Source organism: Bifidobacterium sp. RTP21102st3_E2_RTP21102_210122 (assembly GCF_040916945.1).
GTDB classification, from domain to species: domain Bacteria; phylum Actinomycetota; class Actinomycetes; order Actinomycetales; family Bifidobacteriaceae; genus Bifidobacterium; species Bifidobacterium longum.
The window spans coordinates 1-26,737 of the sequence record NZ_JBCPAN010000009.1 but is presented as its reverse complement, the minus strand read 5'-3'; the positions used below and the strand labels follow the sequence as shown (position 1 = coordinate 26,737).

The window sequence follows — 26,737 nt, the reverse complement described above, 5'->3', positions numbered from 1 at the left end:
AGACCGTAACGCCAATGTGTCAGGGCGGCGACTAGGATATGAACGGTTGCGTGGCATGGCGTTTGGGCCATCCGCGAAAAATATGACTTTGTTGGAGGAATCCGTTGCCTACCTATCATTACCGTTGCAAGAACTGCGGCTATGACTTCACCGAACAGCAGTCGTTCAATGACGACCCGATTACCGTGTGCCCCAAGTGCTCGCAGGAGCAGGTGCGCAAGGTGTATTCCGCCGTGCCGATTGAGTTCAAGGGTCACGGCTTCTACCGCACCGACAAATCCGGCAAGTAAGGTCTGTACACCCGCTTTTCCTCTGTAAACGACGGTGTCGACGGCGGTATGCCGCGGATATTGGCACTACGGGCACTGTCTGTTGCACGGGTTTGAAGCGTTGTGGATAACTTGGCAAGCTAGAACCACATAGGTCGATTTGGCTTGCGCTTACGAAAAACTTCAGGTCACCATGGTTGCATGGTGACCTTTTCGTTTATTAAGCCGCCTGCGCGCGGCTCATTGCGGCGACGGCGCATGGCGGATGCCTTGCGCCGACTCACTGCTGCGTTGTGCGTGGGACTCGCAGTGCTGTTTGGGCTTGAAGCCGTATTGGCCGTGGTGGAGACCGAGCCGATGGTGGTGGCCGCCCGCTCGATTCGACGGGGTGACATTATTCTGGCCGCCGACGTTCAGTTGGCTGATATGCCGGTATCTGCGGCAGGCCCGTCTTGGACAGGCAATATTGAGGATGTGGTGGGCAAGGTAGCGCAAATCGATATCGAAGCAGCCGATCCCATTTTCACGCATATGGCCAGAGATGCGCCCGTAGCACCGACCGGCACTACGGTGATTGAAGTCCGCTTGGCCAGTAGCGTCGACGATGTATTGGCCGGCGATCAGGTGAGACTGGTTTCCGCCGTCGGTTGCGAAGGTGCTGATTGCACGCTGGCCGAGAACGCCACGGTGATGAATGTCGGCAAACCGGATGCGACTGGCGCATTGGGAGGCAACGACCGACTGGTGTCGTTCGCAATGCCGCCGGAGGCCGCGGCCAAGGTTATGGAGCTGCAACAGGCCGGAGCGATTATGGCCGTTGTGCGGTAGGAAGCGGAATCGGCCTTCGGCCGATACTGTGTTTTCCGCAGCCTGTCGGCTGCGGAAAACACAGTGTTGGGGCGCACAGAGTGCGCCCCAACTCCTACTCGCGCTCGTTAAAAACGGCCCAATGCGGCGGCAGTTCGCCGAGGATGCGTTTGTCGTCGTCGGATTGCCGTTGTTGGTCGGTCTGCATGTCTCCGGGCTCGAGTTTGACACCGTCAGCGTCAAACTGCTCAGTGCCCTTCATCACCACGCGCTTGTGCTTGCGCGGTGTGCGCCGTGTAGCCGAGTATTCCGCCATGGTTATTCAACCTCGCGATAGATCTCACCGATACGGCTGACGATACGGTCGACTTCCTTATCGGGGTTCACGAAGGCGGCGACACTCCAGACGGTCATCACATTCCAGCCCAAGGAAATGAGATCCTGTGCCGACAAACGATGACGCCTACGCGTGGATTGCACGGACATAAAGTTCGCGTCATCGGTCTGCACGGCCAAGGCAAACGGCTTGTCCTTCAATCCCACCACGAGCGGAATCTTCACGCCCTTGTCGAATCCATAATCAACAGCAGCGTTCAGTCCTCGCGCGCGCAACCTGTCGGCGATATCGTCGAACAGCACGTTGCCGCCTGCCGCATCACGCAACGGAAGCACCGGACGGTCGTCAAGCTGTTCGGCCCACGTCAACATGGTCTTCAGGAACCGAGGACCGGATTGGTGCAGTCGTTCTTCATCCAAATCTTCGGAACCAAAGGCCGACACAATATCCAAGCTGTGGTCCGCCAATGCCAGGGCATCCAGCAACAGTCCGCGACCGCCTGTGCTTTCGAGCGGACCGAACTGCTGAAGCAGACGTCCGTGCGTGGTTTTCGCATAGCACATCGACAGAATCACGTCAGTGGCACGACCTCCGGCCACGTCACGCAAGGAAACCAACCGCACATGGCGCAGGAATCGGCCCATCGCCTTGGATTTGCCTGCCAACGACTTCAATTCGGCACCCAAGCGTGTGCGGAATGCGTCGGTCAACATCACGACCACAAGTCGATAGCTGGAAGGAACCACGGCAAAACCGGCGGCACGTTGCGTAATCAGACGCACCACTTCATCAATCTCCGGCTGGCTGGATTCCACCAGACCAGAAGACATAACCGGCACACCGCTCGCTTCCACACGGTGGAATCGCACCTCACCGGCAGCCGGCTCGGTGGCCACATCATAGCGAACAGGACCATATCCCTCGGATTCAAGGAATGCGGACAGGCGCGGCGCACGGCGAGACGGGGCAGCATCCACCTCGATATGAGGCAACGTGTCGATCAGCTGCTTGACGCTTTCGCTGGTTACCGTCGCGCAGTGGGCGATCACCACCACCTGCTGCACGCGGCCGATGATGGACAGCAACTCGATAGCGGGAATGTGCGCGCACGCATCGAGAATCGCCACATCAGCCAGCACACCCGGCTCGGTGAGTGCGGCGAGCGTACCCGGCGCGGCCACCAGAATCGGCTTGGCCGCGGCCAGAATCTCCGGATGATCACGGCGAATCCTGCTCAGCGACACACTGGCGCGCCCTGCCAGCACGGTGTGCATCTGGTTGGCTTCCTGAGTGCGGGAGAACAGCATGTCGCACAGGCGGCGCATGGATTCCTGCGACACCATCGGTCCGATGGAGCGCACGTGCTCCACATCGACCTGCGCAAAGCGGTCGGATGCGGCCTGCAGCGCGGCACCATCCTGGTTGGAGATGATGGCGGACGAACGCACAATGTCCTCAAACACGGTGGTCCACCAGGCCAGCTGCACTTCGCCGCGCACCTGCTCCACGCTCACTCGGCGAGCGTTGAGATCGGCGACCAGTTCGTTCAGTCCGGCAGAGGCGAATTCCTGCTCCAGCAGGCAACGCTCCGGCAAGGTGTCCAGTGCCTTGCGATCATCCAGCAGTGCTTTCAGGCGTGCTTCCACCTTCTCGAAATCGGCGGTTTCCAGATTGCCACCAGCGGGTGTGGTGGAAAGCACGGTATCCAGCGCGGTCATATTGCTGACCAGCGCCTCTTGGGTGGAGATGATCTCGTCGAGCTTGCTGGGCAGCACCGGCCAACCGCCGTGAGGCACGAACTGATGCCACTGCTCCCCTTGCTTGGCGACTACCTTCAACGCTTCGTGCAAGTCCTCGACCTGCGCGCCGACGCGCAGCAGATCCTTGGCTTCCTTGATGTGGCGGCGGCGCTCCCAGAATCCCATCGACGTGCCCTCGGCCTTGCGCTGGCTCTTCGGCTTGGTGGCCTCGATCATGGAGCTGATGTCTCGCTCGAAAATCTCCGGCTGGAACACGTCAAGCACTCGTCGCAGATTCTTCAAAACCGTAACCTGACGCTCCCACTCGCGGGTGGTGGGAGGAACCGGGAATCCGCAGGTCTGCACGGTGCGTGCCACCTGCTCACGGGTGGCGGGCAGGAAGCGACGCAGCAAATCGTCCACGCGCTGGTAGGCGGTTACTGCCTGTTCTTCAGTGGTGATGGACGCCTTGTACCATGCGGTGTCTTCCGGGCCGATGGTGTATTCGCCGAGCTCGCCGGCGCGTTCCATCTTGCCGATCCATGTGTCAATATCGTTGGCGATGCTCAGGGCACTTGACTCGTCAAGTCGAACGTGGGTGGCAGGGTGCGTCGGGAGCACGGAGATACGGGCCAGATTCTGAATGGTCTCGTATGCGGACACATTCCACTTATCATTGCCCCCGTGCAGGTCGCCCAAGTAGCGGGTCAAGCGCGAACGCACGCCCACGAGTTCGTCGGCCAACTGGTCGAATCGCTGGGTGGCGACTCCCGGTTGGAATCCGACTGCGGCAATCAGCTGCTTATCAAGCGCGGCGTTGGCGTGTTCATCGGATACATCCAGTACCTGCGCCTTCATCTCATTGGCGGAAGCCGTCTGGATGAACAGACGCTTCTGCTCGGCCACGCCGGGCACGTACAGCACGGAACGACCATTCATCAGGCAGCGCGATGCGATGGCCACAGCCTGCTCCGCGGTGCCCTTCGGGAAGGCGCCGTCGACCACGATGCTATGGCCATTGGCGGCAAGTGACGCGGCATATCGCACCGTATTGTCCACATCGCCGACTTCGTACTCAGCATGCGGGTCTACGTCGAAAGGACTGTATTGCGGAATATTGGCATCTTTGAGCGCGGTGCGGGCGGATTCGTCGCCGGCAAGCGCGTCCAACAGCACATTGCCGGTGGGGCCGTTCTCCAGCTGGTCGATGAACTGTCGGCTTTCGCTGATCATCTGCGACGAGGGGTCCATGAAGCATCCGAGCACAATCTGGCGCTCGATGGCGAAGTCGGAGATACGCTCCGACGCTTCGGACGAAATACGGGCGAACATCGCGGAAGTTTCGGGAGTGCCACTGTCATAGCTGGCACCGTCAAACAGGGAATCCTCATCCAGGAACACCCCCTGCTCACGCAATGTATTGACGAACGCGACGTTCAGGGTCACGCGACCGGTGAATCGAATGGTGGTCGACAAGCCATCATCCTCGATCGTGACGCTCACCGGGTACAACAGCACCGGCAGCGCGTTGCCCTTCCATGTGGCCACGCCGACCACGAGCGACAACTCCGCCACGCCGGAAATCCTGCGTTTGGCGGCCTGGTCATCCAGCACGCGCCCAATATGGCGTTCGGCGGCCTTAAGCACACCCGTGTCGCGGAACAACGAATCCAACCGGACATGGCCGGAAGCGAACAGCTGGGCGATGCCGGAGGGATGGGCATGGGTCATCTCCAGCTTCGCGGCCAGTTGATTCACATCCTCGAGCGGCGATGGCGGCTGCATGCTGCGGTATTGGTCACGCCAGCGACGGATGCGATTCAGACCTTCCGTGAGATTCTGGTTCTGAGTCTGGCTCTGGGTCATCTCTCGACTCACTTTCCAACCGCTTCGCGGTATTCCTGATAGCCCTTGTTGTGAGACAGGGCTTCGTCAATATCGGCCTCGCCACGGGCGGCGAGCCAAGAATACATGTCGTCGTACAGGTACGGATTCATGGCGAGGAACGCCAGCAATTCGGGATGACGGGCGACTTCGAATTGAACATTGAAATCTTGCGTGGTTTTTGCCTCGTCAGAGGTCAGGCCATCGACTTCGACTGCCGGCTCCTGTGCTTTCAGCTCGCCCTTGGCCACACGCTCGAACACCGAGCCGGGCTCGAAGACCGGAGTGTGTACGCCCGCGTGGAGTCCGATATCATATGCTTCGGATACCGACTGCTGGGCGGTTTCGGCAGCCGGCTGCTGGTCTGCTACGCCTGCTGCGGTGGCTTCTTGATATGCTTCGGCTGCGGTCCGCTGCTGATCGTCCGGTACGTCAGCTGCCGGCTGGTCGGTTTCAGACTGGGCGGTTGCCGGCTGAGCGGTCTCAGGCTGGGTGTTTTCAGATTGAGCGGCTTCGGCTTCCCGGGCGGCTTCAGGCTGGGCAACTTCAGCATGCTGTTCGACAGTGTCCGCCGGCTGAGAATCGCCGGCATTCCTGGTATTCGGAGCGGACTGAACGTTTTCGGCTGACTTGCTTGCGCCAGCCGCTGCATCGGATTCAACAACCGCCGCCGACGCCACTGCCGGCTCGCTTGTGCTGGGAGCGTGCTTAACAACGGCATGGGCGATGGCATCTACTGGAACAATACCGGAGATCCTGCTGTGCTTGGATGCAGGCGTTACAATCGTCGACTCAGGTTCGGTCTGCTGCTTCGGCAGTGCCACGGAGTTCATGGCCTGCTGGTTTTTGCGTTCGGTCTCCTGCTCGGCATGCTGGGCCAACGCATCCGCGAACAGATCACGGGGTATGGCCGGCTCATCGTTTTTCGTCACTGGCTGCGTGATATTCAGCGAGCCAAGTTCAAGCTCGTCGACCTTGCGTCGAACATTATCCGCGCTGAAGATGGCGGTCGGCTCGCCGGCCCGCAAATCAAGAATATCGTCGACGGACATATCCGCCGCATCCGGCTCCTGCGGTGCTTCGTGAACCGCATAGCCAAACAAATCAGGCACCTTGAGGTCGAGCGGCTTTGCCACTGGATCGTCGACACGAATGAAGTCCGCAGGCACATCGCCGAACTGCATGCGCATGGGAGACGTCGGCAACAGGAACTCGGCATTGGCCGGCAAGCGCAACAAATCGCCATTTTCCCGCACCACATACGATCCATTGGTCGATCCAAGATCACGGACCGAGGCCGTGCCATTGCTTTTTACCGTGAACATGGCGTGCCGTTTGGACATCGATTTGGTTTGATCGGCGACGTCAAGGCGGGTGTTGCCATCATCGGCAAGGGGGCGTAACGGCTTACGGCCGATTTCCACGCACTCCCCCGGCTTGACGCTGATCCGGTCGACACCGTTGATCTTCACCGTCCACTCGCTCACCGTGACCGCCTTCCTGGACACACTATTTGACCACACTACGTGCCATTGTGTCATCTTTTACCGGCTTTTGGCGGATTACTGGGCACAGAATTGACAACTTTCGCTCATTGCCAGCTTTGTGTTTCCACGCCGGATCGCGTTCTCCGCCTCGTCCTCGTCAACTAGTCTACTCAGTATGCGGAAACCCCGCAGCCTGAAACACAGGTGCGGGGTTCCTCGAAAAGCTGTGATTGCGGCTTATGCCGCACAAATCACTTGAGCTCGACGCTGGCGCCAGCCTCTTCCAGCTGAGCCTTGGCCTTCTCGGCATCTTCCTTCTTGGCCTTCTCGAGGACGGCCTTCGGAGCGCCGTCGACAAGAGCCTTGGCCTCGGCCAGGCCGAGGTTGGTGATGGCGCGGACAGCCTTGATGACCTGGATCTTCTTGTCGCCGACGGCGGAGAGGATGACGTCGAACTCATCCTTCTCTTCCTCAGCCGGAGCAGCAGCGCCAGCAACAGCGGCAACAGCGGCAACCGGAGCGGCAGCCTCGACGTCGAACTTCTCCTCGAAGGCCTTCACGAACTCGGAGAGCTCGACCAGGGTCATCTCGCCGAAGGCTTCCAGCAGCTCATCGTTGGTGTACTTAGCCATTATGGCTTCCTTTCAATCTTGGCGGCGGACGAAGTGGTAGATCCGCTGCCTAATAAACCTTATTGTTTAAATTATCGAAGCGACTGATTCATGCCGTGAGGGCGTAAATCAGGCAGCCTTCTCCTGCTTTTCGCGCAGGGCGTCGATCGTGCGCACAGCCTTGGTAGGCAGAGCGTTGAACAGGTACGCGGCCTTGGCCATCGATGCCTTGATGTCGCCGGCGAATTCGGCAAGCAGCTGCGGGCGGGACTTGAGGTCTGCCAGCTTCTTGGCGCCCTCGGCATCGTAGACAGTGCCGTCAGCGGCGGCACCCTTGATGACAAGAGCCTTGTTGTCCTTGGCGAAGTCACGGATGACCTTCGCAGCCTCGATGAAGTCGCCCTTCACGAAGGTGATGGCGGTCGGGCCGGAGAGAATCTCGTCGAGACCCTCAATGCCCGCTTCCTTGGCGGCGATGCGTGCCAGCGTGTTCTTTGCCACGGTGTAGGAAGTATCGCGGCCTAGCTTTTCACGCAGATCGGAAATCTGCGGAACGGTAAGCCCGCGGTACTCGGTCAGGTAGACGGCGTCAGTGTTACGGAATTCTTCCGTAAGCTGAGCGACTACCGCTTCCTTTTCGGGCCTCTTCATGGCGTTCCTTCCTAAGTCGGCCGTTGACTTGGAGTTCGGAACTTTCGGCCGGGCAACAAAAAAGCCCTGCGCACAGGCAGAGCAATATAATCTCGCGAAGCGACCTTCGCCGGCCCTTGACGGGCTTATATCTCTCAACCTGCGCTGGCTTGGCGAACCAAACTTCGGAAATGCACTCGCGCGCACTTCAACCAACGGTCTGTGGTTTACGGATGATTAGATTACGGATGGTCAGCGACATTGCAGAATTCGGGCGTGTCGCGGGGCATTACAGCGTGGCGGCGTACTGGGCTACGGACGCGGTGACTTCCTTCAGATAGTCGAGCGAGCGACGCCAGTGGCCGGGCACCTCGATCGAATGGTTGGCATCCGGGTATTCGTGCACGTGCGGGGTGAGCGCGTTGGCGCGGGCTTGATCGTAGAACGGGTCGGCGGTGCCGGCGCAGATCAGCGGTGCCGGGCCGGAGTATCGGGAGCTGGCGGCGTGCGACTGGCCGGCCTGTTCCGCGCGGATGATCGCCCTTGCTTCGGCCACGCTCGGGGCCTCGGATTCGGCGACGATATCATCGCCGACAGCCGGCACCGGAATCACCCGGGCGGATGGATCGAAGTCGGCGTGATGCAGCACCGGGGTCAGCAGCACGAACGGCAGACCGTAGTGTGAGGCCACATGTGGGTAGGTCATCGTCGTCAGCGACTTGCCGATCAGCAACAGGCGAGGGCCGGACGGGGTGTCGGAATCACGGTTCGGCGAGCCAGCTGCGCCATCGGCCAGCACGGTAGCAGAATCATCGGCGGCAACGCCATCCCCGGAATCACCGGCTTTACCCGCGCCGGACTCGCGCGCGGCGGCCACCCAGCCGTCAATCGCCTGATTGAGGACCGGAATCACCGTGGACAGGTCGTCGGAAGCGTTGCGTACGTTCATGCGGTCGATTCGCCAGCCGGCCTCGACCAGAGCCTGGGCCGACCAGTAGAGCAGCGGACGGTCGCAGTTGTAGCCGGTGCCAGGCATCAGCAGTACGCGGCCGTACTCCTGACCGGGCTTGACGACATTCTTCTTCCAAGAGGTGATGCTGACTTCGACGGCCGGTTTCATCGCGCGCCTTCCTTCCACGGGTGTGCCCTGCGTGTCCCTGAGTTGTTCCGAATTATTCTGGCAGTCAGTCTACTCCCGGACCCGTTCACGTTACCTCCACAAGCTATAATCGGCTACGGTTCTGATTGGATGCGCAGCGCCTGACGCGCGTTGGGCAGGCCGATCAGGGCGAGTCGCAATTCTCGCCGGGGCCAGCCGCAGCATTATGCGCGCGGTGCGCAGCCCCGCATAAAACCAAGGAAGTAGAGAGTAAATGGAGAAGTTCTTCCATTTGAAGGAAAACGGCACGACCGTCTCGACTGAGATTCTGGCCGGCCTGACCACGTTCTTCGCGATGGCCTACATCATCGTCGTCAACCCGCAGATCCTGTCGCAGACGGGTATGCCGTGGGGCGGCGTGTTCCTGGCCACCATCATCGCGGCCATCATCGGCACCCTGGTCATGGGCCTGTTCGCCAATGTGCCGTACGCCCAGGCCGCCGGCATGGGCCTCAACGCGTTCTTCACCTACACCGTGTGCTTCGGCCTCGGCTTCAGCTGGCAGCAGACCATGTGCATGGTGTTCCTGTGCGGCCTGATCAACATCCTCATCACCGTCACCAAGATCCGCAAGATGATCATCATGGCCATCCCGGAGTCCCTGCAACACGCCATCGGCGGCGGCATCGGCCTGTTCGTGGCCTATGTGGGCATGCTGAACGTCGGACTGATCAAGTTCACCCCCGGCGACCCGAAAGCCGCGGCCAAGGGAGGCGCCGTGGCGGCGACCCCGGGTCTGGCCGACTTCAACGACAAGGTGCTGTGGGTCTTCCTGATCGGCCTCGTACTGGCCATTGTGTTCACCGTGATGAAGGTTAAGGGCGGCATGCTGCTGGCCATCGCCATCACCACCGTGATCGGCATCCCGTTCGGCGTTACCACCTGGTCCAACTCGCAGTCCATCAGCGAAACCTTCTCCCAGCTGCCGCAGACCTTCGGCGCGATCTTCTCCGCTGAGGGCTTCCCGGCGCTGTTCTCCGACGTCTCCAAGCTGCCTCTGGTCATCGTGACCATCTTCGCCTTCTCCATGTCCGATACGTTCGACACCCTGGGCACTTTCATCGGCACCGGCCGCCGCACCGGCATCTTCTCCGCCGAGGATGAGAAGGCTCTGGAGAACGGCCACGGCTTCTCCTCCAAGATGGACAAGGCCCTGTTCGCCGACTCCATCGCCACCTCCATTGGCGCTATCTGCGGCACCTCGAACACCACCACCTACGTCGAGTCTTCCGCCGGCATCGCCGCAGGCGGCCGCACCGGCCTGACCTCCGTGGTTGTGGCGATCTGCTTCGCCCTGTCCGCGTTCCTGGCCCCGGTCGTCTCCGCCGTGCCGTCCGCCGCAACCGCCGGCGTGCTGGTGATCGTCGGCTGCATGATGGCCGCTTCCCTGAAGGAAGTCAAGTGGGACGACATCGCCGAAGCCATTCCGGCGTTCTTCGCCGCCGTGTTCATGGCCTTCTCCTACTCCATCTCCTACGGCATCGCCGGAGGCTTCATCATGTACTGCATCGTGAAGACCTGCAAGGGCAAGGCCAAGGAGGTTCACCCGATCATCTGGACTGTGGCCGCGCTGTTCATTCTGGACTTCGTGTGCATGGCGATTCTGTAACGCTGATTGACAACGGATTAGCCTTTAAGGATTAATCCGCCGCCATACGGCATAAAGGCCGGGCTCTCACAAGGGCCCGGCCTTTGTTGTTGCCACAGTGATCAACGCCCATGAGTACCTTCGATGATCATCCACCATTCTTGATGCATGGGAATAGTTGTCAACCGACAACTAAACGTACATGGCGGCAGCACGAGTGCCTTATTCAACATCGAAATATGCAGCGCGAAGAAGCCCCGAAAAACCAAAAAGGCTTCTATACCGAATGAAACGGTATAGAAGCCTTTTGGTTTGCGATCAAGCCCTTCTCACCCGAGAGAAGCTAGAGAACGATCACTCCTCGAATGCCGAACCGTTAAGCGGGAAGCCCTACGGGCTTCCCGTAGGTGAGGGGAGCGGCTATGCCGCGACCGATCCGTGAGAGGGATTTAGTCCTCGAACGGATCAAAGTCGCGACGGACGCGGCGACGCGGGCGCTCAGTACGCTCTTCGCGGTCGGCGCGGTAGTCGTCGTAGTTGTCGTCGGTGGCGTAGCGCGGGTTACGGTCCGAGCCACGGCCACGGCCACGGGAACCGCCACGGCGGTCATCACGATCGCCACGGTCATCGCGATCGGAAGAGCGACGGCGACGCGGACGATCATCGTCACGGGAGTCGCGAGCATCACGGTCATCGCGATCGTCGAAGTCACGGTCGGCAGAACGACGGCGACGCGGACGATCATCATCGCGATCATCGCGATCGAAGTCACGGTCATCGGAGCGACGGCGACGCGGACGGTCGTCGTAATCATCCTCGAAGTCATCGGAGCGACGGCGACGCGGACGGTCGTCACGATCGTCGAAGTCACGGTCATCGCGCTCGGAGCGACGGCCACGGCCGCCACGGCGATCGTCACGGTCACCACGGCCACGGCCGCCACGGCGGTCATCACGATCGCCACGGCTCGGGCGGGCGTTGTTCTCCTGATCCTCGAAACCAGGAATGGCCAGGGAGATCTTGCCGCGATCATCGACACCCTGAACGATCACCTCAACGGTGTCGCCTTCCTTGAGCACGTCTTCGACAGCGTCAATACGCTCGCCGTTGGCCAGGTTGCGGATCTGGGAGATGTGCAGCAGGCCGTCGGTGCCGGGGGTGAGGTTCACGAAAGCGCCGAACGACGTGGTCTTGACGACCTTGCCGTTGTAGGTTTCGCCGGCCTCGGGCACGTGCGGGTTGGCAATCTGGTCGATGATGGCCTTGGCCTTCTCAGCAGCCTCGCCACCCTCGGAGGAGATGAAGACGGTACCGTCATCCTCGATGGCAATTTCAGCGCCGGTGTCTTCCTGAATCTGGTTGATCATCTTGCCCTTCGGGCCGATGACCTCGCCGATCTTCTCAACCGGGACGGAGGTGGTGATGATGCGCGGAGCGAACTCGCTCATCTCGGCCGGGCCGTCGATGCACTCGTTGATGACCTCGAGAATCGTGGCGCGGGCTTCCTTGGCCTGCTGCAGAGCGGCGGCCAGGATGTCGGCGGGGATGCCGTCGAGCTTGGTGTCGAGCTGCAGGGCGGTGATGAACTCGGAAGTACCGGCCACCTTGAAGTCCATGTCGCCGAAGGCATCCTCGGCACCCAGAATATCGGTGAGGGTCTTGAAGATGTGCTTGCCATCAACGTCGCCGGACACGAGGCCCATGGCGATGCCGGCAACCGGAGCCTTCAGCGGCACGCCGGCAGCCAAAAGGCTCAGCGTGGAGGCGCACACGGAACCCATCGAAGTGGAACCGTTGGAACCGATGGCCTCGGAGACCTGTCGGATGGCGTAGGGGAACTCTTCGCGGCTCGGCAGCACCGGCACGAGAGCCTTCTCGGCGAGGGCGCCGTGGCCGATTTCGCGGCGCTTCGGGGAACCGACGCGGCCGGTCTCACCAGTGGAGTACGGCGGCATCTCGTAGTTGTGCATGTAACGCTTGGACTGCGGACCGGACAGCGCGTCGATCTGCTGCTCCATCTTGAGCATGTTCAGCGTGGTGACGCCCAGAATCTGGGTCTCGCCACGCTGGAACAGGGCGGAACCGTGCACGCGAGGCACAATGTCCACCTCGGCGGACAGGGTGCGGATGTCGCGCAGGCCACGGCCGTCGATGCGGTAGTCCTCGGTCAGGATGCGGCGACGCACAATCTGGCGCTGCAGTTCCTTGAAGGCGTTGCCCAGCTCCTTGTCCTTCTCGGCGTCATCCATATCGGTGAACTCGTCCGCGAGCACCTCGCGCACGTGCTCCTTGATCTCGTGGATGCGGTCCTGGCGCGGCAGCTTCTCGGCGATGGAGAGCGCCTCGTCCAGATCCTGATGGGCGATCTCGTCGATGCGGGCATACAGCTCGTCGGTGTACTCCGGGAAGAGCTGGAATTCCTTGGTCTCCTTGGCGGCGATCTTCTTGAGCTCGTCCTGAGCCTCGCAGATCACCTTGATGAACGGCTTGGCGGCTTCAAGACCACCGGCCACGACCTCCTCATCGGGCTTGGTCTGACCCTCGTCGTAGATGAGGTGCCAGGCGTTCTTGCCGGCACCGGCCTCGATCATGGCGATGGCGACGTCACCGTTCTCGATCACGCGGCCGGCGACCACGATCTCGAACACGGCGCGCTCACGCTCGCTCCAACGCGGGAAGGCGACCCACTGGCCGTCGATCAGCGCCAGACGCACACCGGACACCGGGCCCTCGAAAGGCAGGCCGGAGATCATGGTGGAGGCGGAGGCGGCGTTCAGGGCGATGACGTCGTATGCGTCATCGGGGTTCACGGCGAGCACGGTCTCGACGACCTGCACTTCGTTGCGCAGGGTGTGCGGGAACAGCGGGCGCAATGGACGGTCGATGATGCGGCAGGCGAGGATGGCCTCGGAGCTCGGGCGGCCTTCACGGCGGAAGAACGAGCCCGGAATCTTGCCGGCGGCGTACATCTTCTCTTCGACATCGACGGTCAGCGGGAAGAAGTCGTAGTTCTCCTTCGGGCTGGAACCGGCGGTGGTGGTGGACAGAATCATGGAATCGTCGTCGAGGTAGGCGGCCACGGCGCCATCGGCCTGCTGGGCGAGGCGGCCGGTCTCGAAGCGCAGCGTGCGCTTGCCGAACGATCCATTGTCGATTACGGCCTCAACGGCCTTGATTTCGGGACCCTCCATAGGGTTCCTCCTTCTTTAATTTTCTAATTATTCCTACATACTGTGCTGCGGTTTGGCGACTCGCTTGAACCGCAACTGTCCTCTTCAGCGGACGTCACATACCTTGTTTCGACTGGCCCCATGGCCGTCGTTCCTCGTGTCAACCCCTTCATTCGGGTTCTCCTGTCGGCCTCACCTGCTGGCCTATCCTCTAACCCTCTTGCCGTTGTTGCCGTTGGCTGGCGATATGTAAAACGCCCGAGCACCATCCTAGGTACTCGGGCGGAAGTCTTCAATTATCGACGCAGACCCAGACGCTCGATGAGGGAACGGTAACGCTCGATGTCAACGCGCTTGAGGTAGTCAAGCAGGCGACGACGGTCACCGATCATCAGCTGCATACCACGACGGGAGTGGTGGTCGTGCTTGTGCTCCTTGAGGTGCTCGGTCAGGTCGGCGATACGCTTGGACAGCAGAGCCACCTGGACCTCGGGGGAACCGGTGTCACCTTCGTGCGTCGCGTACTCGTTGATAATCTGGGTCTTCTCGTCAGCCGTCAGTGCCACGGCGTCCTCCTTATTGTGTCGTTGCGCGGTGTTTCGTGCAGGTTCGCTCGAAACGCTCTCTATCCGCGGGCGAAATTACGCCAAATGAAAACTATACGGCAGGGGCCGGACTGGGGCCTCATGAGCCGAGGGTGTAAGGGATAAGGTGTAAAGGGTAAGGGTTTAAAGGCGTAAGGGTGTAAGGGGACACTCACTCCTGCCGGTACAGCCGCGAATACAATCCGCCGGCCTGCAGCAGTTCGTCATGCGTACCGGATTCGACGATCTGCCCATGATCCATGACATGGATGTGGTCGAAATCCCGAATCGATGCGAGTCTGTGCGCCACGACGATGCACGCATTGTCGGAGTCGAGCAACGCCGTCATGACATGTCGCTCGGTATCGTTGTCCAGAGCACTGGTGGGTTCGTCCATAAGTAGGAAGTCCGGTCTTCCGACGACCGCACGCGCGATGGCGACCTTCTGCCGTTGGCCGCCGGACAGGTTCATGCCGCGTTCACTGACCATGGCGTCCAAGCCGACGACCGGATCCATCATCCCCTCGTTGATGCCGGCAACCTCGCACGCCCTGACGATGTCGTCATCCGTCAGCCACGGACGGTGCAGCGTGATATTGTCGCGCAAGGTTTCGTTGAACACCGTGGATTCCTGATGCACATACGCCAGCCTGCCGGCCTTCCATCGGCTGTCCGCGTCGTAAATCCGGCATCCGCCGTCGTTGATGGTCACCGTGCCACAGACGGGTTCGATGAGTCCGGCGAGCAGTTTCAGCAGCGTGCTTTTGCCCGAGCCAGTGGGGCCGACGATGGCGATCTTGTCGCCTTTGCGGATGTCGCAATCGACATCGGAGAGAACGGGAGCGTCGAACACCGTGTACGAGTATCCCACGCCGGTGGCATGCAACCGTTCGAGTATGCCATCACCCGATTCGTCACCACTCGGCCCACCACATGCGGACCGTCCGCCGTCACCCAGTCCGACGTCACCCGGTTCGCCACCCGGTTCGTCGCATGCAAGCGACGCACCGCCGCCTTCACCGGCGGGAATCATCTCGCAAATCTTGCGCATATAGGTGGCGAACGCCATGATCTGGCTGATGACGCCGACGATGCCGGAGAATGGCGTGACGAATGCGGACGCCAATGACATGAATCCGACGACGGCACCCAGTGCGAGCGTGCCGCGTCCCACGAAGGTCATGCCGAAGGCGACCACGCATAGCGGCAACACGAACACCAGCGCCGAGGACAGGCTTGACAGCAACGCCGAAAGCCGCCCTTGCCGAGTCTGGTAGTCGAGCTGCGCTCCCAGACGCGCTGACCAGCGGTCGTAGCAGTGGCTTTCCAAATTGAGGCTTTTGACAGTTTCGATGCCGGAGAAGGTTTCGATGAAGGCGCGTTGCACGTCAGCCTGCGCGACGGTCGCACGCTCGACCAGCGTCCTGTTGCGCAGGGAATAAATGACGGATACGACGAGCACCGCCGCGCACACCGTCAGGGTCAGCATCGTCAATGGCACTGAATAGGCGATCATCATGATCAGGTAGACCACGAGGAACACCATCGACACGACCGTCGACGGCAGACTGCCGGTCACGATCTGTTCGACGACCATGACCAGGTTCGCGCGGTAGATCAGGTCACCACCGGAACGGTTCACGAAGAACGGGAACTCCCGATCGAGCACGCCGGTCATGTATCGGCGGGACAGGTATCGTCCGAATCGCACCTGCACGCGGGTGAGCATCATGGTGTTCAACGCGCCGACCGCATAGTAGACCAGCAGCGAGGCAAGCAGCATCGTCGCGACCAACGGCGGGAAACCGCTTTGGGCGGCGAGCGACCCATGGTCGACCATATAGCCGGTGCCTGCGGGCACGATCAATGTCAGTCCCTGGACGACGAGCGAGAACAGCAGGCTCAGACCGATGGCGGGCATGTTCCGGCGGAGGAACCCGGTCAGGATGGAGACGGTTCCGCTGCGAGGCCGTATGGGAATGGTTGCGCAGCCGTCGTTTGTCGGTTGCGGAATCAGCACCGCGCCAGAACAGTGGGCCGCGAGTTCGCCGGGCGTATAGGCATGGCGCCCGTTCGCCGGGTCAGCGATGCGGAATCGGCCGTATGCGTAATGGTCGAGCACGACGAAATGGTTGTCGTCCCAATGCAGGATGCATGGCGTCATGACGGTTTTCAACGCTTCGGCGCTGGGGGTCGTGACCGCGCGTACGCGGATGCCGGAGTCGGACAGCACCGTTACGATGTTCGCGAGGCTCAGTCCGCCGCGTGGAGCGCCGTACCGGCGGCGCAGCTCGTCCATGGTCACGGGATGCCCGAATGCGGCGAGGATCATCGCTGCGGCGGCCAGCCCGCATTCGCTGTGCTCGCCTTGTTCGATAAACGGGACACGGTGGCGATGCCATGATCTCATGCTTGCCGTCCGCGCGCGGGAAGGCCGAAGTCGACGTGTGTGCGGTCACGCCCGAGCGTGGACGCCTTGGTGAACGCCTCATAGTCGTCGAATTCGGCGAGCATCATATCCTTGACGAGGTGTTTGTCGTCAAGGATGATGATCCGGTCGGCCACATTCCAACAGTATTCGAGGTCATGGGTGACGGTGAGCAAAGTGCGCTCGTCAGCGCGAAGCTGGTTGACGTAATCGACGAGCAGCGAGCGGGTGATCGGATCGATGGCGTTGCTTGGCTCGTCGAGCATGATGACATGCGGGTCGAACAGCATGCCGGCGACGATGCCGACCCGTTTGCGCAGACCGGTCGAGAGTTCCGCCACCTTCTTGTCGAGATGCCCCTCCAATTCGAAGGCACGGACGAGCGGCTCATCCTCCAGCCGTTTCGAGTCGACGGTATGGCCGCCGTCCGCGATTCCCTTGCCGGACCGGAACAGCAGTTGCCGGAAGTGGATGTTGTCACGCACGGTCATCGTGCCGACGAGATTGCCGTTCTCGGTCATCTGGAACACGTCGCGCATCGACGGCACCCGACGCCTATCGATCACGCATCGCCCTTCACGGGGGCGCAGCAGTCCGACGATGAGTCTGAACAGCGTGGTCTTGCCGACGCCGTTGTATCCGAGGATCGCCAGCGACTGGCCTTGCGGCACGGTGAAGTCGATGTCCTCCAACACGGTCTGTCTCTTCTTATAGCCGAAGGTGACGTGTTCGACGGCGATGATGGCATGTTCGCCGTTGTCGGTGCGGTCGGCGTGGTTGATATGGTCGGCGGTCATATTGTCTTTCCTTGTCGTCGATTCGGTTGTGTTCGTATCCGTCATGTCCGTCATCGCGTTTCCAGTGCGAGTATGGAGGGCGTGGACGAGTCGTTCAGACGAAGCATCGTGTAGGCGACGCCGACCGGCCCTTGGAAGTACGACAGATCCACGAATTCACGGGATTGCCTCAGCCGGAAACGTCCCGACGAACGGGCCTGCGCGATCATGTCGTCCATCAGACGCTGTGCCTGCATGCGATACCATTCGTCACCGTTGGCATTGCCGATGGATATCAGGGTGTCGATCATGCCGCATCGTCCATGGCACACGCCGTCGTCGTCCCAATCCGCGTTCCCAAGCAACGCCGTGATATCTGCCTTGTCTGGGAACGCCCGTCCGCTTTCATCCTCGAAGAAACGTTCGCCGTCCGCGCCGGCAGTGGCCGCCAGCTCATTGCGTGCCCAGAGCACGCCGACCTTCCCACGGCACCATTTGCCGGCGTCCTCCTGTTTCGCACCGCTTCTTCGAGCGTCCGATTTCCGCCAAAGCATTCGGGCGAATTCGGCGAATTCGCGATTCCCCGTCGCCGCGTAGAGCTTCCAGAACGCCACGGCCATGCCTTCCAGTCCGTGCGCGGCACCGGTTGGATACGGCATGTCATCGGATTCGTCGGCGTTCCGCTGGGTTTCGGGAAACGCACGGATGACGGTTCTCCCCAGCCGGCTGGTTTGTTCCACTATGCGCATGTCATGGAATACGTCGTACAGCCGCAGATACAGCATGATCGAACTGCCCGCCCCGGTCAGGTAATCCAGATGGAATGACGGCTGAGGATTGTCGCGCTGCAGGAGCTTCGGCAGCATATCGTCGATGTATGCCGGCAGCATACGAACCGTCTGCGTCATGCAACGGCGAGCTTCGGGCGACGTGATGCCGGCATTGGCCATGCGTAACGCGCAATAGCTTCGCGACAGGCCGGAAGTGAAGCCGGAATACGTAATGCCTCTGTCCTTGCGGCGCATCAGACTCCGCATCATACGCGTGCACAGGTCACGCCAGCGCTCATCGTGTGTCCGCCGATACAGTTCGGCGGCGAACATGCCCGTCCCGGCCATGCCGTCGTAGAGTCCCGAAGTCGGCGCCCCCGGTTCGTACCGTTCATCCACGGTCTTGTCCGCGGCCATGGTGTCGGATCGGTTCGCTGTAAGCCATGATACGGTGCCATCGGTTTCCTGGAGGATGGCCGTGTCGGCTATCCTCGTGCCGAGTTCGATTGGGTAATGCTCCGCATCCGTGTCCGACGACACCGAAGCCGTCGGATGCGCGTCCTCCATGCCGGGTTCCATGCGCAAGGCGTTGCGGATAATGCGCGATTGCAATGCGGCCTGTTCGTCAAGATGCCCGATGGTGTCAAGCACCCGTTCGCGTACCGAACGTTCGCAGACGCCGTCAATGGTCGTTCCATCGGGAGCGTGCAGATCATGTCCCGTCAGCTGTGCGGTGAACATGGGGATGTCCCCGGCGAGCATCTGCCGGTATTCGCTTGCGAAGATGCGCTTGTCACGGAATGGGTAGACATACAGGTTCTCCAGTATGGCTTCGACGTCCAGCATGTCCTTCAACGCCGACGGATGATGGATGAAATCCGCAAATCGGGCGTAGGCGCTGGTGTTGCGCACCAGCACACGCACGGTCGTATCCTCGCCGGACAGCATCGCATCCCATTCATCCGCGTCGATGGTCATCGCCGCGGCGACCGTATTGCGGAATCCTTGGAGAATCTGTCGCTTGTAATGATACGGATCCACAACGGCGTCATCCAATGTCACCGCGCAGCCGTCCTTGCTGAACGTCACGGCGTTCCTCTCGTAATGGGCATCGGCGGAGTCCAATCCCACCGGGGACGCGACGATGCCGGGCATCGTCTGCTCACCGGTTTCGAAGGCGCTGATGTCGACGGATGTACCGTCGGCCGACATCGCCGTTTTCGCCGGCAACAGACAGGAGGATGCCAGTGAATCCCGCAATATCGTGGATACGCGGATGTCGGCATCGGTGCCGTCGGGCATGTCCATGGTCACATGGTTCGTGGCGATCGTCTCGAAATCGACGACCATCGGATATTCCCCGCTGGCGATGATGTTCTCGTGGTGCATGTCGTCGCCGTGCAGGAGCCATACCAATCCGAGCAGCTGACCGTATCTGGTGTAATAGCGCTCCACCTGACGTGCATCCTCGCAGGTGCCGTGTTCCACGAATTCCTCATAGGCGTAGCCGGATTTCGTCAGCACGTCCGACACTCGCATCGGAAGGAAACCCTTCGTCCGTTCGCATCGCCTCACCAATCCGGCGAAAAGCTCATGGATATGCAGGTCACGCGGCTTGTATACGATTTTCCGTCCGCCGATGGTGAGCATGGCCACGGCTCTTCCACCGTCGTGCGCGTCGCCACGGTCGATGGACATATCTTCCAACCTGAAATCATCGCCGACGCCTGCGAAGGAGGCGAGCTCGTCGCGATCCATGGATACGCGGTCGAGCATTTCCTTGACGAAATCGATGTAATGGACTGTCGTCTGCGTGACAAAACGAAGCAGTACCGGATATTTCGCATACATATGGCCACGGTATTCGTCGGTGGCCAGCAGTTCGAAATATCGCCGCAATTGTCGCTTCGCATCGCCGTCGCCCAACGAACCGGCCTGACGCGCGACATGCAATTCCCATACGACGGTTTTCAATCCGATGCCCAACAGACGCTCGACGTATGCGCTCAGGCACTGTTCGATAAGGCGCTCGTCATTCATCGGCAATGAACAGGCCGACATATGCGCTTGCAGTTCCGCTTTCACGTACGCGACGAACGGTGCGAAGGCGGTGGCATACCCCGTGCGTTCGACTCGCTCTTCCTCGCTGTCGTAACGGTTCAGAATCGTCTGCAGTTCAACGGACCATGCCGGCTCGACATGGCCGCTCAGTTTCCGTTCCCGATCCGCGATGATGGTTTCGACCACGGATGCGTCATCGCCGAGCGCGTCGGCGATGCCTTGATAGTCCTCGTCCCGCAGTGGGTTCCGTCGGTTTTTCCATTCCACCGTTGCCGAAAGCATGTCTTCCGCATGCGATGCCCGATACTGTCGCAAAGCATCCGGCATGGCGGTTGCCGCCATGCACCGTTCCTCAAGGGTCGTGGCAGAAGCCGCCCAGGTCGTTCCAACGTTACCGTTCATGGAAAGTCCCCCTACCGTTCGGCGTGGACGGATTCCGGCAGCTTCCGCCGCGTTTCGACGTATTCATGGAACGTCGCGCAGTCGAACATGCCGCGTTCCCGCCAATACCGCGATTCTGCATCGCTACCGTCTCGTCGGGCGTAGTCACGCTTGTAGGATTGGAATGCCAGCTCCTGCCTTTCGCTGGTTTCAGGCACGACGCCATCCCGCAGTGTGTTCAGCGCCCGCACGATGGCCGCGGCGGTCTGATCGGCCATTGCCTCATCGAATGGCGTAAAAGTGGTGTGGTATGCGGTTTCATCAATGATGATGCCCAGTGATTCCATGAACCGTTCCATCAGTTCGCCGACTTCAAGGAACCCGTTGGTTGTGGCGCTGACCATTGCCATGCCCGGTTTGCCCGCCAGATGGAACAAATGCCCCCAATAGGTGAGTCGATCCATCAGAATCTTCATGTCGCCGGAAACGTTATGGCCATAGGTCGGCGAACCGAGAATCAGATAATCGCATCGTTCGATTGCTTTTTTGACCCGGGCGGAATCGTCCAGTCCGTTCAGCTCGATATGATCGACACCGGTGGAAAACTCGCTCGCAGTACCATCCGACGGCAAGATCGTCGTGTCATTCGGCGTCAGAATCGTCCATTCCGCGTCAATGTTCCCACTGACCGCATCCTGTATCAGACGAACCGACCGCAACGTCTGCGACTGCGGATTACGCGAAGCGACATAGGCCACCATGCTGGTCATGGAAATCCACCTTTCCAAAAGCTTCGAATCCAGTAGATGTCACAGCTCGATATTGGTGTTGATAAAATATCGAGAGAATACTCCGGTTGAAATACCGATGGCGACCACTACCAATACGACATAACCAACCGAGAACAGGCACAGCGGCATCACGTTGACGATCACAAGCGTATATGCCAATTGGAGCAGGATCGCAATCAACACCAAAACCAGTTGTGCCATTGTCGGATCGCTGTTCCGGGAGACATAAACCATCGGCATTGCGCCCAAAGAACAGACGATTGTTCCTAAGACTGATACGATAAGAGCACCAATTGCATCATCTGCTCCAGCGGTTATCTGAAAGCCTGATGACAAAACACGCATAAAAGCCAGATTCAAAAGCACGGAAATCACTGTCAGGATAACAGGAAACAGGCACTTACACCAGCAGTAGCTCCAATAGGAACGACCAGACTGTATATAGAGCTCAAACAGTCCATCTCGGAAATCCTGATACAGGATGGAGACCATCACCGAGCATGACGAATAGATGAAAAACGGTCCAAAAAAGACAGCCCAAGTAAATGGGTCTAGAATGCCTGCGCCACTGGCAACCATCTCCACGAATATTGCCGTGACCATAATGATAAGAACCATACCCCAGTTCTTGAATGACTGGAAACATGCCTTGCAGTCACGAAACAGAATCGCCTTCATGCCACTTCCCCTTAACGATAACAAGTGTCAGGTATGGGTCGGATGTTTTACGCAATCCATACCTGACCCATGTAAAGCAACGTTCACTTGCAGTTCCCACAGGATGCAAGTCGGGTGACGACCGTTACCGAACATGCCGAGAAAGACACGCTCAGAACGGAAACCGCGAACGACAGCGACGCCGGCGCGACGCCATCATCGTTGCGACCGGTCAGCATCGCCATATCGGCCGCCGACAGATCCTCGAAGGATTCACCGACAATGGACTTCTCATTGATGCTCATATAGGCCTCCTTACCTAATTCCTGCCCTTCAGGCGAAGAGCTACTGTAAGCATGACGCGCTTTCTCCCGCTTCGCAATGACTTGTATGCCATTAGGGGACAAGGACTTTTATATGAATCCATGTTGTGCAATGATCATTGACACACCCCGACGCAAAGGAACCCTCATGAGAACACCGCTTTTAATACTTACGGTACTTGGTTTGACATTCGGAGCGTCAGCCAGCACTCCAAGCAACAGTTCAACGGAGGAAGAAATATCAACATATTCACTATGCCCTGTATGGTTTCCATTATGCCATATCAGAAATTAGGTCAGTAGCGGTAACATGCAATAGAAAGACCATTCTTCGCCGTCTTTTTCATATCTGATGAATCCTCCTTGTCCAGATATCAAACGGGAATATATACTTAGCCCTTTTCTTGCTCCCAAAGTCACACATCGCCGACTCTTTTGTCGACATTTATTCACCTGAACAATATCAACAGCATTATTTGAAAATGTGACAATGACGGAATATTCACTTTTGTCAGCATAGCGTTCAATATTCGTGTAAATTTCACGCAACAGGTTAACGATTATTTGATTCCACGAGTTCAACATTGCGCTGGATACACCGCGAAGAGATGAATGACCGCAAAACCCTTTGTCATGCAACCGACGGTCACTTTCACTCAATGTAGCTTGAATATGTTCGGCAAGACTTACATGAAATACATCATCTTGTTTATGGTCATCATCCGATAGATAATTCATAACCGAATGCAGATCTTGGAATATCCTATTGATACCGTTCTGCAATTTTCTCCATCGCTTAAGCTCTTCTTCCTTCGATGCATCAATACCTTCCTGCACTATGACCAACATTCGTGTCAACTCACCAGACATGGCATCATGCATCCCCTCAGCAAGCTGTAAGTTATATCGAACAATTTCAGCTTTCTTTTCTAACTCTTTTTTCTTTTCAAGTCCGTTCCTTTGCCGTAGCCAAACCCCTAAAAGAAACACAAACCAAAGCAACACCACCAAATTAATGGAACCATCGAACGAACCAAATTCACTATTCTCCCGATATATCGCATAATTCAGCAAAGCGCTAATAGACAACAGCACCGTTGCCGTCACACCATTCCACCAAACAGCAGCATAGCCTTGAATCGCAAGAGATACCAGAACACCCCATGACTCATCGCATTGCGATAAGCAAGGCATCAATTCATTCAGGAATGCGATGACGATAATCCCCCATGTTGCCGGTACCGGATATAACGGCAACATACTCACAGCAAGCATGTACACGATGCGAATAAACCCATCATTCAAACTCTCAGGAGAATCAAGAATCCATTCGGCGATACATGCGGCAAGACATGTCATGGCCACTATCGATAGAACAAGATTTTTTTTCGATACTCCCAAGCATTTCTTGCGAACCACAAGTATCGTTTTCATTGCCAATCGTCTCACCATCGTTCCCGCCTCCACCAATAGGCAATCAGTTCGGCTCTGGAAGTAAGATGGAGTTTGTTCTGAACACGGTCAAGATAGGTTTTCACCGTCCCTGCCGAAACATCCATCATCCGGGCAATCTGAGTGGGCTTATACGACTGTGAATATAGTTCCATGGCATATTTTTCCCGTTCCGACAATCTTTCGATTCTATTCACGGGAAGTCGAACCAGACGATGATATGCAGCATCTACATCCTCGAATCCAATAGTCTCCCCTCCTACTCGAACACAGAGAGTATGACCATCGCTGACGAGCTTGACCGCTTTACACAGTGCTGGAAAATCAGCTTTTGACACAATGCCTTGAGCACCACCCTCAGCAGCACGTCGCGCATAGCGAATTAAACTGAACGATGTCACCGCCAGCAACGGCAACATCCTGTTACGACTTCTGATTTCCCGGCACACCATGTCTCCGGGCATGTCCTCCAGACTCATGTCAACCAGCAGAATGTCCGCTTCATTTGCGGGATCCGTCGCATATTCCAGAGCATCGGTTCCGGTATTCGCCTTCCAAGCTAACCGAACATTCGGCAGATGACGCGACAAGAACGCTGCCAAACCCATCAGCACGAAGTCGTCGTTATCGACTATCGCCAGTCTGATTTCATTTGGATTCCCCATAGCGCACATGATAGACGTTTTTCGTACGAACATGCCCGCCCCGTTGTCTAATTGAAAGTGCAACACCCGTTGGATTGGAGATTGTCCGGATAACCAGTCCGAAGGGATGTTGCACCTATGGGGGAAGTATATTCGCACCTGTCGGAAGAGGAACGCCGGGTCATCCGGATCGAGATCGGCAACGGCACCATCATCTGCGGGATCGTTCTGATGCTCGGCCGCAACGCCTCGACGGTCGGCAGGGAGATCAAACGCGACACGTGGTTCCCGTCCAACGAGAACGAGTCCTACCGGCCGTACCGGCCGAAACGGCTGAAGACGGGCCCGTGGACGGGCGGATACTACATCGCCGGCCCCGCCGCGGCGCAAGGCCGGCCGCAGGCGCGCCGAACCGCGCAGGCGCTACCGCCTGTCATGCGAACGCCTGTGGGCGCGGGTGGCCGAATGGCTGGGTCGCGGCTGGTCGCCGCCGCCCGTCAGCGGCAGGCCGCGCGTCCTGTTCCCCGACGACTCCGCCATGCGCGTGTGCCCGGAGACCGTCTGCCGTTGGATCCACGCCGACCGCCGTCGCCGTGAACGCTGGGCGCGCTGCCTTCCACGTGGCCACGGGAGGCGGCGCAGGCGTGGCGGCGGGAGGACGTCGCGTTTCCCGATTCCCGGACGGGTTCCCATCTCCGAGTGTCCGCCGGAGGCCGGCGACCGCAGCGGTTTCGGCCATTGGGAGGCCGACGGCGTGATCGGCGCCGGATGCTACCCGCACACCGAGGTCGAGAGGAAGACCAGGTTCCTCATGGCCAGGATCGTGCCCGACAAGACCGCCGGGGAAAGCGTCGGGGCGCGGCTGGCGATGTTCTCGCCGCTGCCGGCCGGCGCGCGCGTCAGCGTCACGCACGACAACGGCACCGAGTTCGCCCGCCACACGCGACTGCGCGACGGGCCGGGCATGGACACGTACTTCGCCGACCCGTACTCCAGCCGGCGGCGGGGAGGCAACGAGAACGGGAACGGCATGATCCGCCGGTATCTGCCCGAACGCAGCGAGATCCGGATGGGCATGGCCGGGGAACTGCGGGAGATTGTCGACGAGGCCGACAACCGTCCCATGCGCGTGCTGGACTACCGGACGCCCGCCGAGGCATTCGCCGACGAACTGCTAGAATTGCAGGACCAACAGGGGGTGTTGCACCTCTAAATAGACATCGGGCACACGGTTTGCGCGGCGGTGAGCAGTGAGCGGTGAGTATTGAGCAACGTACGGCGACTCACGTACGCTCACACAGTGGTGAGCAATCCGCCAAACAACACCACGAGCAGGGCGATGGTTTCAATCACGAAGTACAGAATGAAACTCGCCCAGCTTTTGGTCAGCACGTTCAGCGGCGAGGTCTTCCGGATAATCACCAGCAGACCAACAAACACCAGGGCATATACGGCGATGCCGATCGCCGCACCCATAATGCCCAGATTCGCGGCATTCGCCAGGCCGGCCTGCTTACCGTAGACCACGTACGTGGAATACCAGAAATTGAGATTGAGCATACTGAGTCCCGCGATGAACTGCTCGCCGGCCAACCCGATCACGAACACGATCAACCACGGCCAGGACGGCGAGACGACCACCGCCATCGCCAATCCGACGTACGCAATCACCACGGTCACCCAACCGACCAGTGCGATGCCTTGCGGAGACACTCCCCCGAGCACGGCCACAATGGAGTCAGTATTATTCACCGCCAACGAACGGCCGAACCAGTACGGCGCGATGATGGCGCACAGTACGGCAAGAATAATCAGCACCCAACGCAACGGATGCGAACGACGGCGCTCGATATCCGCCAGAGACAAATCGGTCTCGGGTATGGAAGCCTCGGGGTGCTTGGAAACCTCGACGGTCTCTACTTTGCCGCCTACGATTTCCGTCGCCTCGTTAGGTTCTTGCTCGTTGGATTCCTGCTCCATGCACCGCCTCGCCGATTACCTGCTCATTGCCATGTATTGCGATGCCCATCTTAGCGTGTGTGTTAGGCAAGTCTCCGATACCCGGGTTCTAAATAGAAGTGCAACACCTTGTCTAGGGTTGGAAGTGTTCGAAGTTTCTAACTTAAGAAGGTGTTGCACTCATGGGCCAACGATATTCGCACCTGTCGTCCGATGAAAGGATCCTGATC

General features: G+C 59.1%; 21 protein-coding genes. 4 read left to right on the top strand and 17 right to left on the bottom strand.

The window, feature by feature from the left end; translation table 11 throughout:
* Positions 1 to 104: 104 nt before the first annotated feature.
* Both AB5287_RS09605 and AB5287_RS09600 read left to right on the top strand, forming a co-directional pair.
* Positions 105 to 290 (top strand): FmdB family zinc ribbon protein, encoded by a 186-nt coding sequence (locus AB5287_RS09605; RefSeq protein WP_007053007.1) that lies wholly within the window; start codon positions 105 to 107, stop codon positions 288 to 290.
* A 237-nt stretch (positions 291 to 527) separates the two neighbouring features.
* Complete coding sequence (locus tag AB5287_RS09600) at positions 528 to 1,097, top strand: SAF domain-containing protein (protein ID WP_368221130.1); 570 nt, start codon at positions 528 to 530, stop codon at positions 1,095 to 1,097.
* 94 nt (positions 1,098 to 1,191) lie between these two features.
* On the opposite strand, the gene AB5287_RS09595 is transcribed toward AB5287_RS09600, so the two are convergent.
* The 6 genes from AB5287_RS09595 to AB5287_RS09570 all read right to left on the bottom strand — a co-directional run bounded on the left by AB5287_RS09595 (position 1,192) and on the right by AB5287_RS09570 (position 8,884).
* Positions 1,192 to 1,392 (bottom strand): hypothetical protein, encoded by a 201-nt coding sequence (locus tag AB5287_RS09595; RefSeq protein ID WP_007053005.1) that lies wholly within the window; start codon positions 1,390 to 1,392, stop codon positions 1,192 to 1,194.
* 2 nt (positions 1,393 to 1,394) lie between these two features.
* Positions 1,395 to 5,018: a helicase gene (locus tag AB5287_RS09590; protein ID WP_032737482.1), complete on the bottom strand. Its 3,624-nt coding sequence runs from the start codon at positions 5,016 to 5,018 to the stop codon at positions 1,395 to 1,397.
* An 8-nt stretch (positions 5,019 to 5,026) separates the two neighbouring features.
* A complete protein-coding gene (locus AB5287_RS09585) occupies positions 5,027 to 6,523 on the bottom strand; it encodes an FHA domain-containing protein (RefSeq protein WP_032746866.1) in 1,497 nt (498 codons plus the stop codon).
* A gap of 251 nt (positions 6,524 to 6,774) precedes the next feature.
* The gene (gene rplL / locus AB5287_RS09580) at positions 6,775 to 7,155 is read right to left on the bottom strand and encodes a 50S ribosomal protein L7/L12 (protein WP_007053002.1); all 381 of its coding nucleotides are present in this window, start codon (positions 7,153 to 7,155) and stop codon (positions 6,775 to 6,777) included.
* A 108-nt stretch (positions 7,156 to 7,263) separates the two neighbouring features.
* Positions 7,264 to 7,785, bottom strand: coding sequence for a 50S ribosomal protein L10 (gene rplJ, locus AB5287_RS09575; protein ID WP_368221120.1), 522 nt, complete (start codon positions 7,783 to 7,785; stop codon positions 7,264 to 7,266).
* 268 nt (positions 7,786 to 8,053) lie between these two features.
* On the bottom strand, positions 8,054 to 8,884 hold the full coding sequence (locus tag AB5287_RS09570; protein WP_007053000.1) for a hypothetical protein: 831 nt from the start codon (positions 8,882 to 8,884) through the stop codon (positions 8,054 to 8,056).
* Positions 8,885 to 9,137: 253 nt separating this feature from the next.
* On the opposite strand from AB5287_RS09570, the gene AB5287_RS09565 reads away from it, so the two are divergent.
* Positions 9,138 to 10,532: an NCS2 family permease gene (locus AB5287_RS09565; protein ID WP_131205650.1), complete on the top strand. Its 1,395-nt coding sequence runs from the start codon at positions 9,138 to 9,140 to the stop codon at positions 10,530 to 10,532.
* A gap of 428 nt (positions 10,533 to 10,960) precedes the next feature.
* Here the strand turns inward: AB5287_RS09565 and AB5287_RS09560 are convergent, their stop codons facing one another.
* From AB5287_RS09560 to AB5287_RS09515, 10 genes are all read right to left on the bottom strand, one after another.
* On the bottom strand, positions 10,961 to 13,702 hold the full coding sequence (locus AB5287_RS09560; RefSeq protein WP_007058560.1) for a polyribonucleotide nucleotidyltransferase: 2,742 nt from the start codon (positions 13,700 to 13,702) through the stop codon (positions 10,961 to 10,963).
* 275 nt (positions 13,703 to 13,977) lie between these two features.
* On the bottom strand, positions 13,978 to 14,247 hold the full coding sequence (rpsO, locus tag AB5287_RS09555; RefSeq protein ID WP_077384659.1) for a 30S ribosomal protein S15: 270 nt from the start codon (positions 14,245 to 14,247) through the stop codon (positions 13,978 to 13,980).
* A gap of 190 nt (positions 14,248 to 14,437) precedes the next feature.
* Positions 14,438 to 16,675: a peptidase domain-containing ABC transporter gene (locus AB5287_RS09550; RefSeq protein WP_347010262.1), complete on the bottom strand. Its 2,238-nt coding sequence runs from the start codon at positions 16,673 to 16,675 to the stop codon at positions 14,438 to 14,440.
* Positions 16,672 to 17,490 carry an ABC transporter ATP-binding protein gene (locus AB5287_RS09545; protein ID WP_013141334.1) on the bottom strand — a complete coding sequence of 273 codons (819 nt, stop codon included), beginning with the start codon at positions 17,488 to 17,490 and terminating at the stop codon, positions 16,672 to 16,674. The genes AB5287_RS09550 and AB5287_RS09545 overlap by 4 nt, the downstream gene beginning before the upstream one ends.
* Before the next feature lie 50 nt (positions 17,491 to 17,540).
* Positions 17,541 to 20,642 (bottom strand): type 2 lanthipeptide synthetase LanM family protein, encoded by a 3,102-nt coding sequence (locus tag AB5287_RS09540; RefSeq protein ID WP_230309259.1) that lies wholly within the window; start codon positions 20,640 to 20,642, stop codon positions 17,541 to 17,543.
* Positions 20,643 to 20,713: 71 nt separating this feature from the next.
* Positions 20,714 to 21,451 carry a flavodoxin family protein gene (locus AB5287_RS09535; RefSeq protein WP_010081695.1) on the bottom strand — a complete coding sequence of 246 codons (738 nt, stop codon included), beginning with the start codon at positions 21,449 to 21,451 and terminating at the stop codon, positions 20,714 to 20,716.
* 39 nt (positions 21,452 to 21,490) lie between these two features.
* On the bottom strand, positions 21,491 to 22,150 hold the full coding sequence (locus AB5287_RS09530; RefSeq protein ID WP_131277219.1) for a hypothetical protein: 660 nt from the start codon (positions 22,148 to 22,150) through the stop codon (positions 21,491 to 21,493).
* Between the two features lie 83 nt (positions 22,151 to 22,233).
* Entirely contained in the window at positions 22,234 to 22,434 is a 201-nt protein-coding gene (locus AB5287_RS09525) for a lichenicidin A2 family type 2 lantibiotic (RefSeq protein ID WP_010081696.1), read from the bottom strand.
* Between the two features lie 309 nt (positions 22,435 to 22,743).
* A complete protein-coding gene (locus AB5287_RS09520) occupies positions 22,744 to 23,904 on the bottom strand; it encodes a hypothetical protein (protein WP_008783415.1) in 1,161 nt (386 codons plus the stop codon).
* Positions 23,898 to 24,569 carry a response regulator transcription factor gene (locus tag AB5287_RS09515; protein ID WP_041920957.1) on the bottom strand — a complete coding sequence of 224 codons (672 nt, stop codon included), beginning with the start codon at positions 24,567 to 24,569 and terminating at the stop codon, positions 23,898 to 23,900. Before AB5287_RS09515 ends, AB5287_RS09520 begins: the two co-directional genes overlap by 7 nt.
* Before the next feature lie 409 nt (positions 24,570 to 24,978).
* On the opposite strand from AB5287_RS09515, the gene AB5287_RS09510 reads away from it, so the two are divergent.
* Positions 24,979 to 25,761: an IS30 family transposase gene (locus tag AB5287_RS09510; protein ID WP_328291139.1), complete on the top strand. Its 783-nt coding sequence runs from the start codon at positions 24,979 to 24,981 to the stop codon at positions 25,759 to 25,761.
* 80 nt (positions 25,762 to 25,841) lie between these two features.
* On the opposite strand, the gene AB5287_RS09505 is transcribed toward AB5287_RS09510, so the two are convergent.
* Positions 25,842 to 26,528, bottom strand: a complete 687-nt coding sequence (locus tag AB5287_RS09505; RefSeq protein WP_195606529.1) for a hypothetical protein — start codon at positions 26,526 to 26,528, stop codon at positions 25,842 to 25,844.
* Positions 26,529 to 26,737 lie beyond the last annotated feature (209 nt).

Coding starts and splice junctions, on each gene's coding strand:
- rplL (WP_007053002.1), bottom strand. CDS start 7,155: ATGGCTAAGTACACCAACGATGAGCTGCTGGAAGCCTTCGGCGAGATG.
- AB5287_RS09570 (WP_007053000.1), bottom strand. CDS start 8,884: ATGAAACCGGCCGTCGAAGTCAGCATCACCTCTTGGAAGAAGAATGTC.
- AB5287_RS09600 (WP_368221130.1), top strand. CDS start 528: ATGGCGGATGCCTTGCGCCGACTCACTGCTGCGTTGTGCGTGGGACTC.
- AB5287_RS09565 (WP_131205650.1), top strand. CDS start 9,138: ATGGAGAAGTTCTTCCATTTGAAGGAAAACGGCACGACCGTCTCGACT.
- AB5287_RS09505 (WP_195606529.1), bottom strand. CDS start 26,528: ATGGAGCAGGAATCCAACGAGCAAGAACCTAACGAGGCGACGGAAATC.
- AB5287_RS09560 (WP_007058560.1), bottom strand. CDS start 13,702: ATGGAGGGTCCCGAAATCAAGGCCGTTGAGGCCGTAATCGACAATGGA.
- rplJ (WP_368221120.1), bottom strand. CDS start 7,785: ATGAAGAGGCCCGAAAAGGAAGCGGTAGTCGCTCAGCTTACGGAAGAA.
- AB5287_RS09535 (WP_010081695.1), bottom strand. CDS start 21,451: ATGACCAGCATGGTGGCCTATGTCGCTTCGCGTAATCCGCAGTCGCAG.
- AB5287_RS09540 (WP_230309259.1), bottom strand. CDS start 20,642: ATGGCGGCAACCGCCATGCCGGATGCTTTGCGACAGTATCGGGCATCG.
- AB5287_RS09545 (WP_013141334.1), bottom strand. CDS start 17,490: ATGACCGCCGACCATATCAACCACGCCGACCGCACCGACAACGGCGAA.
- AB5287_RS09525 (WP_010081696.1), bottom strand. CDS start 22,434: ATGAGCATCAATGAGAAGTCCATTGTCGGTGAATCCTTCGAGGATCTG.
- AB5287_RS09590 (WP_032737482.1), bottom strand. CDS start 5,018: ATGACCCAGAGCCAGACTCAGAACCAGAATCTCACGGAAGGTCTGAAT.
- AB5287_RS09550 (WP_347010262.1), bottom strand. CDS start 16,675: ATGAGATCATGGCATCGCCACCGTGTCCCGTTTATCGAACAAGGCGAG.
- AB5287_RS09520 (WP_008783415.1), bottom strand. CDS start 23,904: ATGGTGAGACGATTGGCAATGAAAACGATACTTGTGGTTCGCAAGAAA.
- AB5287_RS09530 (WP_131277219.1), bottom strand. CDS start 22,150: ATGAAGGCGATTCTGTTTCGTGACTGCAAGGCATGTTTCCAGTCATTC.
- AB5287_RS09515 (WP_041920957.1), bottom strand. CDS start 24,569: ATGGGGAATCCAAATGAAATCAGACTGGCGATAGTCGATAACGACGAC.
- AB5287_RS09595 (WP_007053005.1), bottom strand. CDS start 1,392: ATGGCGGAATACTCGGCTACACGGCGCACACCGCGCAAGCACAAGCGC.